This is a genomic window from Planctomycetaceae bacterium, assembly GCA_041398825.1.
In the GTDB taxonomy this organism is placed as follows: Bacteria; Planctomycetota; Planctomycetia; order Planctomycetales; family Planctomycetaceae; genus F1-80-MAGs062.
On the sequence record JAWKTX010000020.1, the window covers coordinates 1 to 14,572 of the forward strand.

The following is a 14,572-nucleotide window of genomic DNA, read 5'->3' on the forward strand; positions in this document are numbered from 1 at the left end:
GTCGTGCATAGTCGCTCCGAGAATCGCACAGGCTGAATTCACCCCGTCCGTGTGCAATACGCCGAATTAAATATGCACATGCGGCACCCCTCACTTCTGCGCTGCCGTCAATCTGCGGGCAATAGGATCGCGATCTAATCAACCGTAAAATTGCTGCGTGGAGACTCTTCACTGCTTATGTTCCGTACTGGCACAGACAATCAAATCGCTTTCATCGCACGGGAGCTTCCGCATTCGACTTCCATGCTCAAAGATTTGCGGTAAACTGTCCGTAGTGGCACCCCAACACTACCAATACCGGGGTGCATAACAACACGGTGCACGGGAATTGTGCATCACACGCAATTTTCAAATCAAAACCGTCCGGCACAATCCCGTGACCGTCGGCGTTATTTGCGGAAGGCGAAAGGCACTGAATGACAATCGGCGAGCGACTCCTGATCCTGTTCGTCATGATTGCGGTACCGCTTACATTCATCGGCGTTCCGATATTTGTCTTCATGGGCGGCATTCAGAAGTTTGCCTTGAAGCCACTTCAGAAACGATTCGCAGGACTCGACTTGCATGAAATACCTCAGCACGGCGACGTCTGTTTCGTTTACCATACTTACCGCGGGTTTCTGGTTTGGTTCGTACAAGATAAACACCACGTTTGTGCAACTCCTGAGGATGCACGCTTGCTTCTGACCAGATTGCTGCGATTCAACCTCACTTGGGGCATGCTAAGCTATGGTCTTCTGTTTGTTCCGTTGCTCGCAATCGGCAACTACTTTGCCCAAAAACGATCGATCGAGAAACAGGAGCGAGAGCTTGCCGCTACAATTAACCAAAATCGCAAATAACCATGCGGTGAACGGGAGCCGCCGATGACGCGGGTTTTGAAATCATAGTTTTTCGGCGGCGGCCCCGTTACCGCCGACGTTATTCGACTAAAGCCGTTGAACGACACATCCCACGAATATGAATTTGAGGCTGCTGCGATTGCTCGTGCCGGAGAGTTCGCAAAACTCGTCGTCCCCATTTCCGACGAAATGCCGTCTCAGGAATACGTCGACAAATGGGTCAAGCCTTTCTACTTGACTAACCTCGTTTACAAATACGATACCTTTGAGTCGAGTTTCCGACTGATCGCCGCAGAAATCGACGACCAATTGATCACTGAATTACTGACGCAACGAAATTGGCGTCCAAGGATTACGGCGGCGTATTTCGTTGCGATAAAACGGATGGCCCATCACTGCGACCATATCGGAAAGCTGCTCCTCCGATCTGACCTGTGTTACGCAGGTGGCGGCTACGCACTTGCACTTGCTCGCATCAATACTCCAGAGTCTCTTGATTACCTCAAAAAATACCTTCACTACTATTTGCGTCGCCCAGATTTGGCACTTGATCAAGCGGACGTACTTGGTGCGGTGAAACATTGTGACGAAATAAACAAAACGACAAACATCGACGAGTTCCGAGCGATTTGGGCTGACTTTAATGCCGGGAGAAACGCAGAGGTTCCCATTGCCGAAGCTACCCAATGGTTCGATCAAAAAATGGAAGCAGTCATCAGGCTCGCCCAAATCGTCGAATAACCATAAAATGCACCCGAGTTGCCGATCGAGCGTTTCCTGAAGTCAAAGTCTCTCGGCGGCAACCGGGTGATTTTTGCCGTTATGCACCAACGTAATCGTGCTCGCCTGTGTTGCAATTCGACAGGTAAACAGCGGGGCATGGTCACCCACGGGGACGACCTGCGGATTGACGCGGACATCTGGCTTGCAGTATTCCGGAGCCACTGCAGCTGCCACTCAACGCTCAGGCATCGTCTTCCGGTCGTGCATAGTCGCTCCGAGAATCGCACAGGCTGAATTCACCCCGTCCGTGTGCAATACGCCGAATTAAATATGCACATGCGGCACCCCTCACTTCTGCGCTGCCGTCAATCTGCGGGCAATAGGATCGCGATCTAATCAACCGTAAAATTGCTGCGTGGAGACTCTTCACTGCTTATGTTCCGTACTGGCACAGACAATCAAATCGCTTTCATCGAACGGGAGCTTCCGCATTCGACTTCCATGCTCATAGATTTGCGGTAAACTGTCCGTAGTGGCACACCAACACTACCAATACCGGGGTGCATAACAACACGGTGCACGGGAATTGTGCATCACCCGCAATTTTCAAATCAAAACCGTCCGGCACAATCCCGTGACCGTCGGCGTTATTCGCATTGCGGATCGGCAGACAGATTATGACTGACTCGGAATCGACATTTTTGATCAAAGAATATGACTCCGCTCAGAAGTTGGCGTATCACGTTGACGATCTTCGCGCGAAGCTCACTAGTTTCTTCTTGACGATGTGCGGAATCGCAGCGGCTGCTGTTCTTTTCTTGATGAAAGGCGACGCCAGTGTAGACGTAGCATTACGACCCGCCGTGTACGTCGCATATTTGCTGGCTGCTGTGGCCGGTGTTGGCGCTTTGGTTGTTTGTATAGTTGCGAGACTTCGACGCGCGCAAATCGAACATTTTCGAATCACATGCAACATCAGACGCATCTTCCTTGGATCCGATGTGAATCTTTGGAATGCCGTCGAACTCTCTGACTTGACCGTCCCGAAGCCAAACCGTTTATCGGGAAGCTACTTCTGGGTTCTTATTGTCATTTCCGTCAGCGCGCTGTTTGGTGCACTGGCGTTACCCTTATATTTTTGTATCGGCATGGAGTGGTGGTCCGATACTATTGGCAACTGGCTCGGTGGAATAGCATTTTGGGTGCTATTGATCGGACTCGACCAACTGTATTTTGCGTTCGCGCGACCGACTCCCCGCCCGGAGTACACGCAGGCGACCGTAGACGAAATGCTCAGTGCGAGCGAATAACAAAAAAATGCACCCGAGTCGCGAAGTCGGGCGTTTTGACAATGGATAATCTCTCGTCGCGACCGGGTGATTTTAGACGTTAGCTGGTAACTCGACTGATTCGTCACACAACCGTGAGTACACCCTCCGAATGGGCACACCTGACGCCAACGACGAACCCAGAAGCGACGGGGCACAAGCCCCGATCGTCAAAAACTGGTCAGACGTATTCACCACGTGTTGCGTCATTTCGATCGTCATGGTTTGCATAAGCAGTCTAGTCTCGGGATTGGCAGTTGTAAGAATTTTCGAGACCACGCCCTTCATGGGAATTCCGGTGGACGAAGACGGAGTTCCACTTCCAATTGAGGGTTACCCTCAATTGGGTTATGGCATGGCAGGCATTCTACTCTTCACGATTCTTCTGATAGTATCTTGGCTGTGCCGAGCTCGGGCCTTCGAGAATCAACGTTCAGGTCGCCAGGACGGACAGGTCAGCTAACAAGCCGGTGCACGCGGAGTTGCGGTCCGCCCCGAATTTGAAATCAACGTCGCTGGCCGCAACCCGGTGACCTTGTGCGTTATTTTGCTCAACGCGAGGCTGTACCCAATGGACAATCACAACGGATTTATTGCCGACGGATACGGCCGAGCACGTGACGCCAACCAACCGATGGTTCGTGCCGAAGTTGAGCGTGAGTTCGCCGTCAGACTTAGCAACGCATCAACCGCTGACCAAAAGCGCATTCGCGTAGAAATCGAACGCGGAATCGAGAGGCGCCTCAAGGCACTAGTGTAGTGTCTCACTCAGTTTGTGATTTATCGAGTACCGCTCGAGCTCGGGCAACTTTTGCGAGGATGTCATCGGGATTGGCTGTCCAGGTGAAAGGCTCTGGTGCGTTGTTGGTCTGAGCGAGGTAGTCCCAGATTGCGGCTTCGAGTTGGGCAACGCTGTTGAACGATCCTCGGCGAATGCACGTCTGTGTCAGGTCGCGGAACCAGCGTTCAACCACATTGAGCCATGAACTGCTGGTCGGCGTAAAGTGAATGTGGAATCGGGGGTGACGGGCCAGCCACTTCCGCACACGTTTGTGTTTATGCGTTGCATAGTTGTCGCAAATGATATGCAGTTCGACGTCGGGAAACGTCTCATCGATTGTCTTCAGAAAATCAAGCCATTCGCAGTGCCGATGCCGCGGTTTGAAATCTGCAAGGACAGTGCCATCGACCTTCACGTTCATCGCTTCAAACAAGGCCAGTCGTCCCGTTGCGTTTATAGTCATGGGGTCATTGTCTGCAGCCGACCCGGGAACATTGCTTGAGCTCTTCTGGGTGCGATTGAGTGCACAGATCTGACTCTTCTCATCGACGCTCAGCACGATCGCGTGTTCGGGCGGGCTGAGGTACAGACCCACAACATCATGCAGTTTTTCTTCAAACTTCGGATCGTTCGAAACCTTGAACGTCTTCGTTCGATGCGGCTGAAAGATTGTGCTGCCGCCACACGCAGTATTTTTCACCAGCGACTGACGCCCAGATCTGCCGAAGATGTTCGCACGCTCCAGTGCGTGGCTCCCGCAGGCTTCTCCTGAGTTGTCGCGTCAGAACGTAACACAGCAACTTCTGGCCTGGCTTTCGCCCACTGCGCGTGCCATCCTTTTCAATGGCCTTCAGGCGTCCTTTGACAAAGCAGGTTCGCCAGCGACAGACAAACTGCGGATCGGTCTGCAGTTCTGCGGCGATTACCTTATTCCTGAAGCCCCTCGGCCGCTCGCAGAATCACCTTCGCACGAAGCGATTTTCGCAGGCGTGTTCCTTCCGCGGCTGTACTTCGTCCAGCGTCGTTCGCTCTTCCTCAGTCAACTCGATCGCCGGTGCCACTCGCATGGATATCCTCCTTGAAGAATCAGATACCCATTCAACACCGCACACGCACAATTCAGCAGCGAATAATTCACCACATTTCAAAGACACTACACTAGCTCCGCCGGATGCTCTCTACTGATGATTGACAGCAACGACAAAGAACGAGCGATCGTTGACCGTCTCCGCGATCACGTCTTTGGCGATGATGGGCCGACACAATCGCTGCTCAACGATGGTCGGCTGCCAACCGGATGGGCAACCAAATACTTGGATTTGCTACGGATTGCTGCGGAGCAATGGCAACATCAACCGATGTGGCCTCGGGAACTTGTGGCTGCAATTCACTTTACATCGTGGTATCTTAACCTGCGTTACGATGCATGGTGCGCGGTAACGACCGTAACGAAACCACGGGCGCAGACTTGCATCGCTACGATCGCCTAGCGAATTTTTTCTGATGCATGGTTCGCTCGACACTGACACAGACGCAAAATAACCATGATCGGGATAGGGGTCAGCCTTGCGGCTGAGCCCCTCCCACACCACCCGGCATGCGGGTCCGCACCGGGCGGTTCAGATCTTTCGCAGTGAGTGTCTGCCAGATTGTGAACAGGCTGACTAATCCTTCCTGAGCGAGATAGTCCAGCGACAGTGCTTCGTGCACGGCTTTGCTGGACGACTGCGTCCACGGATCTTTGCGACTGCTGCCGTGAGTCACCGCTTCGTCGTCTTTGACACCGAGCCAACGCAGATTCGCGATCCTCGTGCGGACACCGCGCCAGTGCTTCCAGTCACAGGCCCGGATGCGACGGCGAATCCACTTGTCGAGTTCCGCGAAGTACGTTTTGATCGGCGCGAAACGAAAGTAAGCCACCCAGCCCTGAAAGTAGCGACTCAGCTTCGTGAAGGTATGAGACATCGACACGCCGCGGTTGCGACGTGTGATCTGCTTGACGCAGTGAGGATTTCTGACGCCGGGGATCGCTAACTGGGCAGCGCCAGGTTGTCGTTTGGAGTGCGGCGACTTGTCGCAGCTTTGGCTTTGATTCACCACTTCGAGTTTCCGCGAGCGGCAGGTTAAAATTGACGGATCGCACAATTGGTCAAAACTCTGAATCGCTCGGAATTCTGATCATTTACGCGGCAGACCTCGGCCAGAATTCCTGTCAGTTCCGTGACTCGCCCAGGAACCGTCGCTTCTGCCGATCGCCAGATTCAACGAAGATTGGGTGCCTCGAGTGTTGTCGTAAATGCTTCCGGAATAGACCCCCCCTTTTCGAAGATCGTTTGTCAGAAACATCCAAAGCGGCGACAAGTCTCAGCACTCCAAGGTAGCGATTGTCAAACCCGGCCCCAAAGAAGAGCAACGAGGCCACACACCTTCGCAGGCTTCCTCCCCACGGTCGATCGCTCTTCCGCAGTTGCCCTCGCCTTGTACTTCACTCGCAATGAGACATTTGGCATACTGCTTCCTCAGTGAACCCCGTTTTCGTACAGGGGACTGCCACCCCACAAGTTCACACCCATGTTGGGCGTACCGTTGCAACGGAGGCCGCGAGTTGACGTTCTTGAAGTGGTGGGTCGTTCGCGCGGCCCCTCTGAACCCTACCGTTATTTGGCAAGCAGGCATGTGACCGTGATCAACCTGACCCCTGTGACAGACCAGCACATGAAGCCGGACTACCCACGTTGGCGATATCGGCGAAACGTTCTGGGGTCCATCCTTCTCTGGGCAAACAGAGCCAACGCAGTCAAGATTGAATTCAACGAAGATAGCCCAACACCATTCCGCTACTTCACGTCCGCTGGCACGGAAGTAGAGACAGAAATGGGGCAGCCACCTGACAATGTCCGCAAAGATCTGTTTCGTACCCTGATCCTGTCAACGATAAAACGATCATCACCGTGGCGGATGCTGAAACAAATTCTGTTCCCATCAGTGTTCGATAAGCTCAGTGCGACTTTTGTGGCTTCCGACCCTGAATTCGGCGACTCAACCTGGACTATGGAGTCAGATGGCACTTGTGCGACCTTCCTCAAACAAGAAAATCCGTACACAGCACCTCGCAAGTAATCAGTCCGTGAACCGGAGCACTCATTCACGCGGCAACTGAAATCCACGTCTTCCGTTCGTGCCCGGTTACGGCAGCCGTTCGCCGACAACGACATGAAACACACTATTGGCCTGTCCGCCGTGCTCGCTATTGCAATCATGGGATGCGCGCAATCAAAAAATCCCATGGCACACCCAGATGAACAGAACCCCTGGGTAATTCGAACTGAATTCTCTGACGATGAGAAATGGTCTGCGGTACGTGAACAGGTTGCTGCGCCGCAGTTCGAAATCGGTCGAAAGTTCTACGCGTACGTCAAATATGTCGCTGATGAAAAGTACGCTGGCATGGAACCAGAGACGCTCATTCATTCGCTGCCCGACGACTACCCCGGCTTTATTTGTTTCATCGTTGACAAAACAACGCTTGAAAGCGAAGAGCATCCAATTCTTGTCGTAGGGTTTTCACCGAACAGCGTTGATCCCAAAGACTATCAACGGACGCCGAAGCAAACGCCTTCAACGGATATCAAATCGTTCCGAGCAATTCCGTCTACAATCCAAAGCATCGAAAACAACCTTTCAATCGCCAACATGGACTTCGAGGAGTTTGCCGATTCGGTCGACGATGATGGCGTGTTCCGGGGTTTTCCCCGATAATGTCGGCGAACCCCGGTGGATTAGAAACTCGCGACGCGATTAGCGAAACCGAGTTCTAATCTCTTGTTCAAGAAGCCATAATCATTGAATAACAAAACGATACACTGGAATTGTGCATCAGCCCCAACTTCAAATTTAAGCCGTCCGGCACATCCCGTAATCGCCGGCGTTCGTCTGACAATCCACAGAGAGGACCGACTACCATGCTGCGATGCACTTTGCTCGTGATGATTGCTTTGGTGGCGTTGGGGACAGCTCGCCGTGCATCGGGAGAAGATGTGCTCTTTGAAGATAATTTTAATGGGACTCTATCGCCCGGGTGGCAGGTCTTCGGGTTTACGAAAGACGACTACCGCGTCCGGGACGGCGGACTGGAGATGCGTGTCCAACCGGGGCGACGGACCCATGACACGCCGATGCTGATGGTTTTGCTGCCTTTCAATACATCGGAGACTGTAACGGCTTCCGTGGAGGTGACACCACTCGATCGATTCACCGAGCCGGATGAATCTGCCGGGCTCTTTCTCACAGATGCTGACAGTTGTGAATTCGGTGCTGAGAAGAGGATTCTGAACGGTCATCTTGTGTTCTCACCGGGAAACGTAGAATTTATTGGGGAAGAAGGAGAGGAAGGAGATCCGCAGCAATATGCGTTGAAGTTCTGGCCCGCGAATGAGGACTACGGTCCGTTGAGAATCATCGTTCGCGGACACTATGGCCACTTCCAGGTTGGCCCATCGCAGAAGGGCAAATATTTGAACCTCTTCCACTCAGCGGCTCCGCGAGAACAGACCGAAACGTGGTTTCTGTCTTTCTGCATCGGGTGGCCCATCAGACCGTGATCACTGGGTGCGATTCGACAATTTTCGCGTAATTCGCAACTGAAAGCCTAAAAGGGGTCTGTTTCTTAGACCAGCAGACGAGCCCTCTTGCTTCGAGTCATTCCCCTTTTGAGACCTATGGACAGCGCGATCAACTGGCAAAACGGTGTGGACTGAAACCGACGGTGTGAAACTGCAACTGAAAATCGGAAGCAATCAACCGACAGGCAACGCTCTTGTGTTTTGCCGGAATCAATGGCAAGAATGGTCATCGCTATAAGCGCCGGAAGCGAAGAGGATTTTTCTGGTCCATCCGGTTTTCGTGTGGGTTTGCTAAGATTTCGGTTTTTGGATGGTGGGCGATGCAGGACCGTGAGTTATATCAGCAGATCCTTGGTTTGAAGAGTCCGTGGTCGGTGTCGAAGGTAGCGTTGGACGTCGAAATTCAACAGGTGGATGTTTATATCGAGCATCCGTCCGGTACGCTGTCCTGAGTGTTCACAATCGTTGGCGTGTTACGACCACACTCCAGAGCGTCCACGGCGGCATCTTGACAGTTGCCAGTTCAAGACGATCTTGCACGCAAGGATTCCTCGAGTCGACTGTGCTGAGCATGGCGTGAAGCAGGTTCGCGTGCCATGGGCCGAGAAAGGCAGTGATCAAGCGAATGTCGAATATGATCCCCGTCATTGAGTTCCTGGATTACTCGATCACAAAGGCCCGCCACACTATTCGGTCATGTTGTTCAAGTTCTTCGTCAGTGGCCCGCCTCAACGAGCCTGATTTAGTGTCGAGCAGTTTTCGCATGGAATCCAGTCGCTGATCAACGTCCTTCATCAGCGGGTGAAATTCGGGCAGACCGATCACCAAAGCCGACAGCTTTTCACCCGCAATGTCGCAGTGACGCAATTCCGCCTGCTGGCGACGAGAAGCGGGATCGGCGATGACATCAGGAATGTTGCTCGAAGTTGTTCCTTCCTCGGATTTTTCGACATAGTTTTCATCCCCTTTGATCATCGCTATCGTGCCTGTCGGTGTCTTGTCATCGAGTTCACGGCGCAGCAGTGCGATGCAGTACGGATGGACGAACCATCCGGTTTCATCGACCCAGTTGATCCTGGCGCGCTGAATCCCACGAGCAGCGACTTCAAAATACGGATGATTGGGCAGAGTTAATGCTGCGAGCGCCGCGTCGGCCGATGGAGTATTGGCCGTGCCGAGCATGCGAACAATACCTTCCAATTCCGTTGTTTCTGAATCGTCCTCGTCATTGGTCGATAATCTTATCTTGCCATTCAGGAATTCGGCTGCAAATGCGTTTAGCGATTCGGCGTCACCCAATTCAAACGTCGCCTGAATAAGCTGACATTGCAGCCTCAGGGAATTTGCGGAACCGCAACGTTGCCGGAGTTGAGTCACTATTCGATCGTCGCCGAGCTGAACCAGTGACTGAAGATAAATATCTTCGATTTGTTGTCGTTCATAATCCTTGAGCCGGTCATTGTCATTCTGTGCGTCGTGTCGGAGGAGCTCTCGATCCATCGCCGCGAGGATGGCTTCTGCAGAAGTTGGATTCGTGAACTTCTTTATCGCGGGATTTGCCGCGATTTCGCCGGGCTTAACACGTCTGGTATCCGAAAATACCGTGGTCGCCAATGTCCGTTGTTCGTTCATTTGAGCGAGATTCTGTGCGGCTTCTCGCAGCGATTCAGAATCGCTGGCCGGATTCGTGAGTACGTCCATCATTCGATTTTCGAAAGGCGTGTCGCGATACTTCTTCCAGTAGCGACGCAGACTTGCGACCGTCGTGGCAACTTTATCGTGGCCTCGATTGGTAAAATTGTCACCCGTCGCAACTGGCTCGAAAACACGTACCTTGAGGATGCTCATGGCGGCCGTCAGTGCCGCCTCTCGGACAGAAAGGACTGTGCGATTTCGGGAAAAATCTCGCCAGAAGTGTACCGAACGTGTTAGTCGCGTATCCTGCTCCAGGGTATCAATCAGTTCATCGATCGCCGGATCTCCGATCGCGATGATCGCCTCAACTCGCCAGTCTGACGCGAGATCCACACCACCCGGCTGGCTGTATTGGCGTGCGTCAACCTGGTCGAGCTGTCCGATGAGCCAGTGCGCTTGCTTTGATTTTTCCCAGTGATCAAAACCAATCGGCTTCTCCGGTGCTGCTTCGCCAAACGTCTGTGCCTCCTTGCGGCGATTCAGTTCAGCGAAAAGTTCTTTTCCGTTTCCAAACTCGGCTGCGAGCTCAGCGTACTTGTCATTAAGACGCGAGATATGCCGCAGCGATTCCTCATCCGCACCCTGCATATAAGCATGCACGCCATCGGCATACGCTCTCCATGCCAGTTCAATGTGTAAATCTTTGATGAGTTCCTCATTGGTGAGCGCATTCTCTGAACGCATCTCGTCGATTCTGGCTCTGGCGAGTGTCTTCGCAGCCAATTCATTATGCCCTAGTTTGGCAAGCCATGCGGCCCGCACGATTCCGGGCGTGCCGGCTGCAGATCCTGTGGACATTGCAGACATGCGACGATGAATGTGGCGAAAGTCATCATCGTCGTTGTTGTCGTTGCTGTCCGCATCCGGCTCCAGGAGCGATCTGGATTCGTCAACAAAATCGCGACGTTTGAATTCCTTCGGCGCCGAAATCCAGTCGTTGTCCAGGAAGTACACGCGAGCAGAAACCATATCTGATGCAGGCTGATACCATGCCCCGGTTTCGAATTCGCCCGATGAACCCCAACACGAACGTGCAGCAATTGTCACGGTACAGTACTGTTTCTCAGTTGGATCGGTAAGCGGATCTCCGATCAGGCTGAGCAGCATCTTGCGGTCGTCACTTGATAGCTGCGCGGACGAAGCGTCCTGCGAGAAAAAGGGACACGCAACTATCGCAGCGGCAAATACCAGGCAGGTTGAGACCCATATGCGATTCACCAACGTAAACTGCATCAGCTGTTCTCCAGGTCCAGTCCGGAACCAAACTCAACGACGCTTCGGTTTGAGCCTCATTCTATACTGCGACATCGACGGCATGCACGCAGCCAAATCAGATATATGCGACCTCGCTTCATGGGGTCACGCGCCAAACAGTGATCTGGCCTTCGTCGTCCCCGGCGGCGAGCAGTCCCCCGTTCGGCGAGAACGCAAGCGAGTGGAATCTTCATCCGCAATTGCAGGAGAAACGGCAGTGATGATAAGGGCCACCACTGCAAGTGCTTTGGACAGCATCGGCATGACGCCCCCTTCAGATCGTCGACTGTGTGGTGCAAACCGGGGTCTTGCGAGCCTGTCGCATCCCGTGTGATGATAGTCAGGCGGAAGCGCATTGCACAACGTGAACTCACCTCACAGAGCGTTGATGTATTCGTTACAGCGTTGCATTCAGGGTGGTCTTGATTCGACGTATTTGTTTCCGAACAACCATCGGAATGCGTTCCAGAATGGGCGACGGACCAAATAACTGCGAAAAGCGATCGACAACATCGGGCAGCGCGATCTGAAGCTGGTCGCTCATGGTGGCAACTGCCTTCGTCACGACTGCTGCTCGCACGCCCAGATCTTCTGCGACAGCCTGGAGTTGCCTGACGCCAATCTGATCCGGGTCGGTTACACCGCCCAAACTCATTGCCAGGTGGCGAGAAATGTTCTTGTAGTTCCTTGTGCAGACAAGATCGTAGAAGGGTGCAAGCTGCAGACGACGTCGATCGACGTACAACAGTGACAAATTCTTTCCATGTGCATCTGCGTTTCCGATCAACAGATTAAAGAGCGTCCAGTGCATCAGTTTCTGAAGTTCGACCAGTGGAAAAGAAGTATGACGACGGATAATTTCAGCACACTGTCGCAGTCCCGGGCCGCCTTCTTTTTCGTATTTACAGGCGGCACCAATTCCCAGTGCCTGACAGAAATCTTCCTGATGCAGTCGTCGATAACCTCCGTTTTCAGCGACGCGATCATAGCGCGCGATGACGGCAATGGCCGATCGTTTTGTCGGTCGCAGACGAATGTCCACGACTGGTAATCCGACAGCACTGGCCAGCATGGTGACAAACGTTTCATTCTCCGGCAGGTGCGAATAAATCGGAGACGCAAACTTCAACAGCGACGTACTGGGCGTGTTGCCAAGCGGAATAAAAATGCCGTCTTCTTTCACATGCACCGGCAGCTTGTCCTGAGCTCCTGCCAGTGACAGTCGCACCTCATCCTGTCCCGTCACCGCAGAAAATGCATTCGGTGTTCCAATGGACCAGTCCGCCAGCTGACGTTCACTGACGGCTTCATAGCGCTGATCCTGCTCTGTCGGTGTGCCGGAACGCGTAATCGCCAGAGCCCCGGCGCAATCTCCTCCAATCGCTTTCAACAATTCAAAATCGTTACCTTGCGAGATCTGCAGTGACTGGCAAATCTGCAGGCGAACGTTCGCTTCGGGAAGCAGGTTCACAAAGAAATTGTGGCTTGCCTGGGCATCGAATTTGCCGTCCAGTGGAAGAGAGATTGAAACCGGAAAGCTGTCCGGGTTGCTCTGCCACTCCTGACAATATCGAAACTCTATCAGCCCGGAAGCAGACAGCGTCAGTTCGCCCACGGTGTGTTGCTGATAGTGTACAAATAAGGTTTCAGCCACGCTGATCACCTCGTTGTTCCACGTGCAGTTCCAGCCCGAACAACTGCAATACGCTGATTGCCAGGCCCAGCTGTAACGTCGGTTTGCCGCGTTCCAGCTCCGACAAAAAACGAACACCCACGCCAGCCAGTGCCGCGGCGTCTTTCAGTGTCATGCCAGCTTCTTTTCGTCGTTGGCGCACGAGCTGGCCAATCTGACCTGCACTATCGACCTTCACCATCAAGATAATCCCGAGCGGGAATTTTTTGAACAATTCAACCATAGATCACAGAAAATGTCCCGAGCGGGAATATTAGGCTGCATTTGCCCATGCGTCAAGCAGATTTTTCCCGATCGGGAATATATGCGGAGTCGACTCGTTACACGCGTCAACGGATGGGGAACAGGACAATGTCCCTGAGAGTGCCCGAAACGTGACAGATCAAGCGACAGGAAAGCCCAGCGTTATCGGGCCTTCAGCAAACATCCTTCCTGAAGCAGATCCCCGGGATGCAGCACGACATGTTCGCCTGCGGACAGTCCATCCAGAACTTCGGCCTCAGCATCATTGCGATGTCCCAGTTTCAGCAGTGTCGTGACAGCGCGATTATTGACGTCACGAAAAACGGCCCATTGATTGCCCGAACGAAAGAGTGCCCCGGCCGGCACTTTCAAAACATCCTGACCTTGCCACGTAACGATTCTGGCATCCACACGATAGCCATCCCCTAAAGCCGGCGGTTCGTCCGCCGATTCGAAATCGATGATCACGTTAACACGCTGTTCTTCGATCCCCAGTGCGGAGATCTTTGTGAAGGCGGATGGCTCCACCAGTCGCACTTTTCCAGTCAACGGCTTGTCACCGCCCCACTGTTCCAGAAATACCATCGCTCCCGGTTCGATACGAACGGCATCACTCGAAAGGACATCAACTTCCACTTCGAGGTCGGCAGGATCGCCGACTTCCAGCAGCGGTGCGCCGGCCGCCACGACGGTTGCGCTTTCCTGAAACACTCGCAGGACGCGCCCGGTAATAGGGGATCGAATCGGTAACTGAAATTCCCTGCTTTCTGCGGCTGCTTGAGCTTTCTCCGTCTTATCGTCAGTAGTCGCAGTTGCGTCACTGGTATGAATCAATGCCGCCTGAGCCAATTTGAGTTCAAATTCTGCGATCTGTTGAGCATAAACGGCATCCGAATATTCAGAACGAGCGACCGCGAACGACAGTTTGGCAGCGTCCAGATCACTCTTCCCGGTGGCATTCTCTTCTGAGAGCTTCTGAATGCGTCCCAGTTCTGTTTCGGAAAAATTCAGTTTCTCCTCCGCCAGCTTCAAGCGCGGTTCCAGCTGAGCAATCCTCGCTTCTGCCGTTTTCACGCGAGCCTCCGCCTCGGCCAGTGCGCGTGGGTCCAGCAACGAAGGATCTGTGGGCTGAATCACAGCAACCTGAGTTTCGCTTGCGGTGACGACATCACCTGGATCCAAATCGACTCGAACAAGCCGTCCGGATAACGGTGCGGAAATAATATACTTCTCCCGAATCCGCGTACGGCCATCATCCTGAACGGTCTGCACCATGTCGCCCCGAGAAACCTCGGCAAGGTCGACGGCGACTGGTTTGGGTTGCAGCAGGAACCACACCAAAGCAGCAAAGCTCAGGAGTCCGGTGATGATGATGATTCGACGCATAATTG

13 protein-coding genes and 1 pseudogene are annotated in these 14,572 nt (G+C 53.2%); 8 read left to right on the forward strand and 6 right to left on the reverse strand.

The window, feature by feature from the left end:
* Positions 1 to 416: 416 nt before the first annotated feature.
* The 3 genes from R3C20_24265 to R3C20_24275 all read left to right on the forward strand — a co-directional run bounded on the left by R3C20_24265 (position 417) and on the right by R3C20_24275 (position 2,875).
* Complete coding sequence (locus R3C20_24265) at positions 417 to 842, forward strand: hypothetical protein (GenBank protein ID MEZ6043625.1); 426 nt, start codon at positions 417 to 419, stop codon at positions 840 to 842.
* 96 nt (positions 843 to 938) lie between these two features.
* On the forward strand, positions 939 to 1,583 hold the full coding sequence (locus R3C20_24270; GenBank protein MEZ6043626.1) for a DUF6000 family protein: 645 nt from the start codon (positions 939 to 941) through the stop codon (positions 1,581 to 1,583).
* 659 nt (positions 1,584 to 2,242) lie between these two features.
* Complete coding sequence (locus tag R3C20_24275; protein MEZ6043627.1) at positions 2,243 to 2,875, forward strand: hypothetical protein; 633 nt, start codon at positions 2,243 to 2,245, stop codon at positions 2,873 to 2,875.
* A 782-nt stretch (positions 2,876 to 3,657) separates the two neighbouring features.
* Here R3C20_24275 and R3C20_24280 read toward each other — a convergent pair.
* A pseudogene (locus R3C20_24280) lies at positions 3,658 to 4,741 on the reverse strand (IS630 family transposase).
* A 117-nt stretch (positions 4,742 to 4,858) separates the two neighbouring features.
* Between R3C20_24280 and R3C20_24285 the strand changes: the two are divergent.
* Complete coding sequence (locus R3C20_24285) at positions 4,859 to 5,164, forward strand: hypothetical protein (GenBank protein ID MEZ6043628.1); 306 nt, start codon at positions 4,859 to 4,861, stop codon at positions 5,162 to 5,164.
* Positions 5,165 to 5,234: 70 nt separating this feature from the next.
* On the opposite strand, the gene R3C20_24290 is transcribed toward R3C20_24285, so the two are convergent.
* Entirely contained in the window at positions 5,235 to 5,774 is a 540-nt protein-coding gene (locus tag R3C20_24290) for a group II intron maturase-specific domain-containing protein (protein ID MEZ6043629.1), read from the reverse strand.
* Positions 5,775 to 6,356: 582 nt separating this feature from the next.
* Between R3C20_24290 and R3C20_24295 the strand changes: the two genes are divergently transcribed.
* From R3C20_24295 to R3C20_24310, 4 genes are all read left to right on the forward strand, one after another.
* A complete protein-coding gene (locus tag R3C20_24295) occupies positions 6,357 to 6,794 on the forward strand; it encodes a hypothetical protein (protein MEZ6043630.1) in 438 nt (145 codons plus the stop codon).
* A gap of 165 nt (positions 6,795 to 6,959) precedes the next feature.
* On the forward strand, positions 6,960 to 7,433 hold the full coding sequence (locus R3C20_24300; protein ID MEZ6043631.1) for a hypothetical protein: 474 nt from the start codon (positions 6,960 to 6,962) through the stop codon (positions 7,431 to 7,433).
* A 203-nt stretch (positions 7,434 to 7,636) separates the two neighbouring features.
* A complete protein-coding gene (locus tag R3C20_24305; protein ID MEZ6043632.1) occupies positions 7,637 to 8,275 on the forward strand; it encodes a hypothetical protein in 639 nt (212 codons plus the stop codon).
* 341 nt (positions 8,276 to 8,616) lie between these two features.
* The gene (locus tag R3C20_24310; GenBank protein MEZ6043633.1) at positions 8,617 to 8,748 is read left to right on the forward strand and encodes a hypothetical protein; all 132 of its coding nucleotides are present in this window, start codon (positions 8,617 to 8,619) and stop codon (positions 8,746 to 8,748) included.
* Between the two features lie 208 nt (positions 8,749 to 8,956).
* Here the strand turns inward: R3C20_24310 and R3C20_24315 are convergent, their stop codons facing one another.
* From R3C20_24315 to R3C20_24330, 4 genes are all read right to left on the reverse strand, one after another.
* Complete coding sequence (locus R3C20_24315; GenBank protein ID MEZ6043634.1) at positions 8,957 to 11,224, reverse strand: hypothetical protein; 2,268 nt, start codon at positions 11,222 to 11,224, stop codon at positions 8,957 to 8,959.
* A 418-nt stretch (positions 11,225 to 11,642) separates the two neighbouring features.
* Positions 11,643 to 12,899: a type II toxin-antitoxin system HipA family toxin gene (locus R3C20_24320; protein ID MEZ6043635.1), complete on the reverse strand. Its 1,257-nt coding sequence runs from the start codon at positions 12,897 to 12,899 to the stop codon at positions 11,643 to 11,645.
* On the reverse strand, positions 12,892 to 13,119 hold the full coding sequence (locus R3C20_24325) for a helix-turn-helix domain-containing protein (protein MEZ6043636.1): 228 nt from the start codon (positions 13,117 to 13,119) through the stop codon (positions 12,892 to 12,894). Before R3C20_24325 ends, R3C20_24320 begins: the two co-directional genes overlap by 8 nt.
* A gap of 224 nt (positions 13,120 to 13,343) precedes the next feature.
* The gene (locus tag R3C20_24330) at positions 13,344 to 14,567 is read right to left on the reverse strand and encodes an HlyD family efflux transporter periplasmic adaptor subunit (GenBank protein MEZ6043637.1); all 1,224 of its coding nucleotides are present in this window, start codon (positions 14,565 to 14,567) and stop codon (positions 13,344 to 13,346) included.
* Between the last annotated feature and the right edge of the window lie 5 nt (positions 14,568 to 14,572).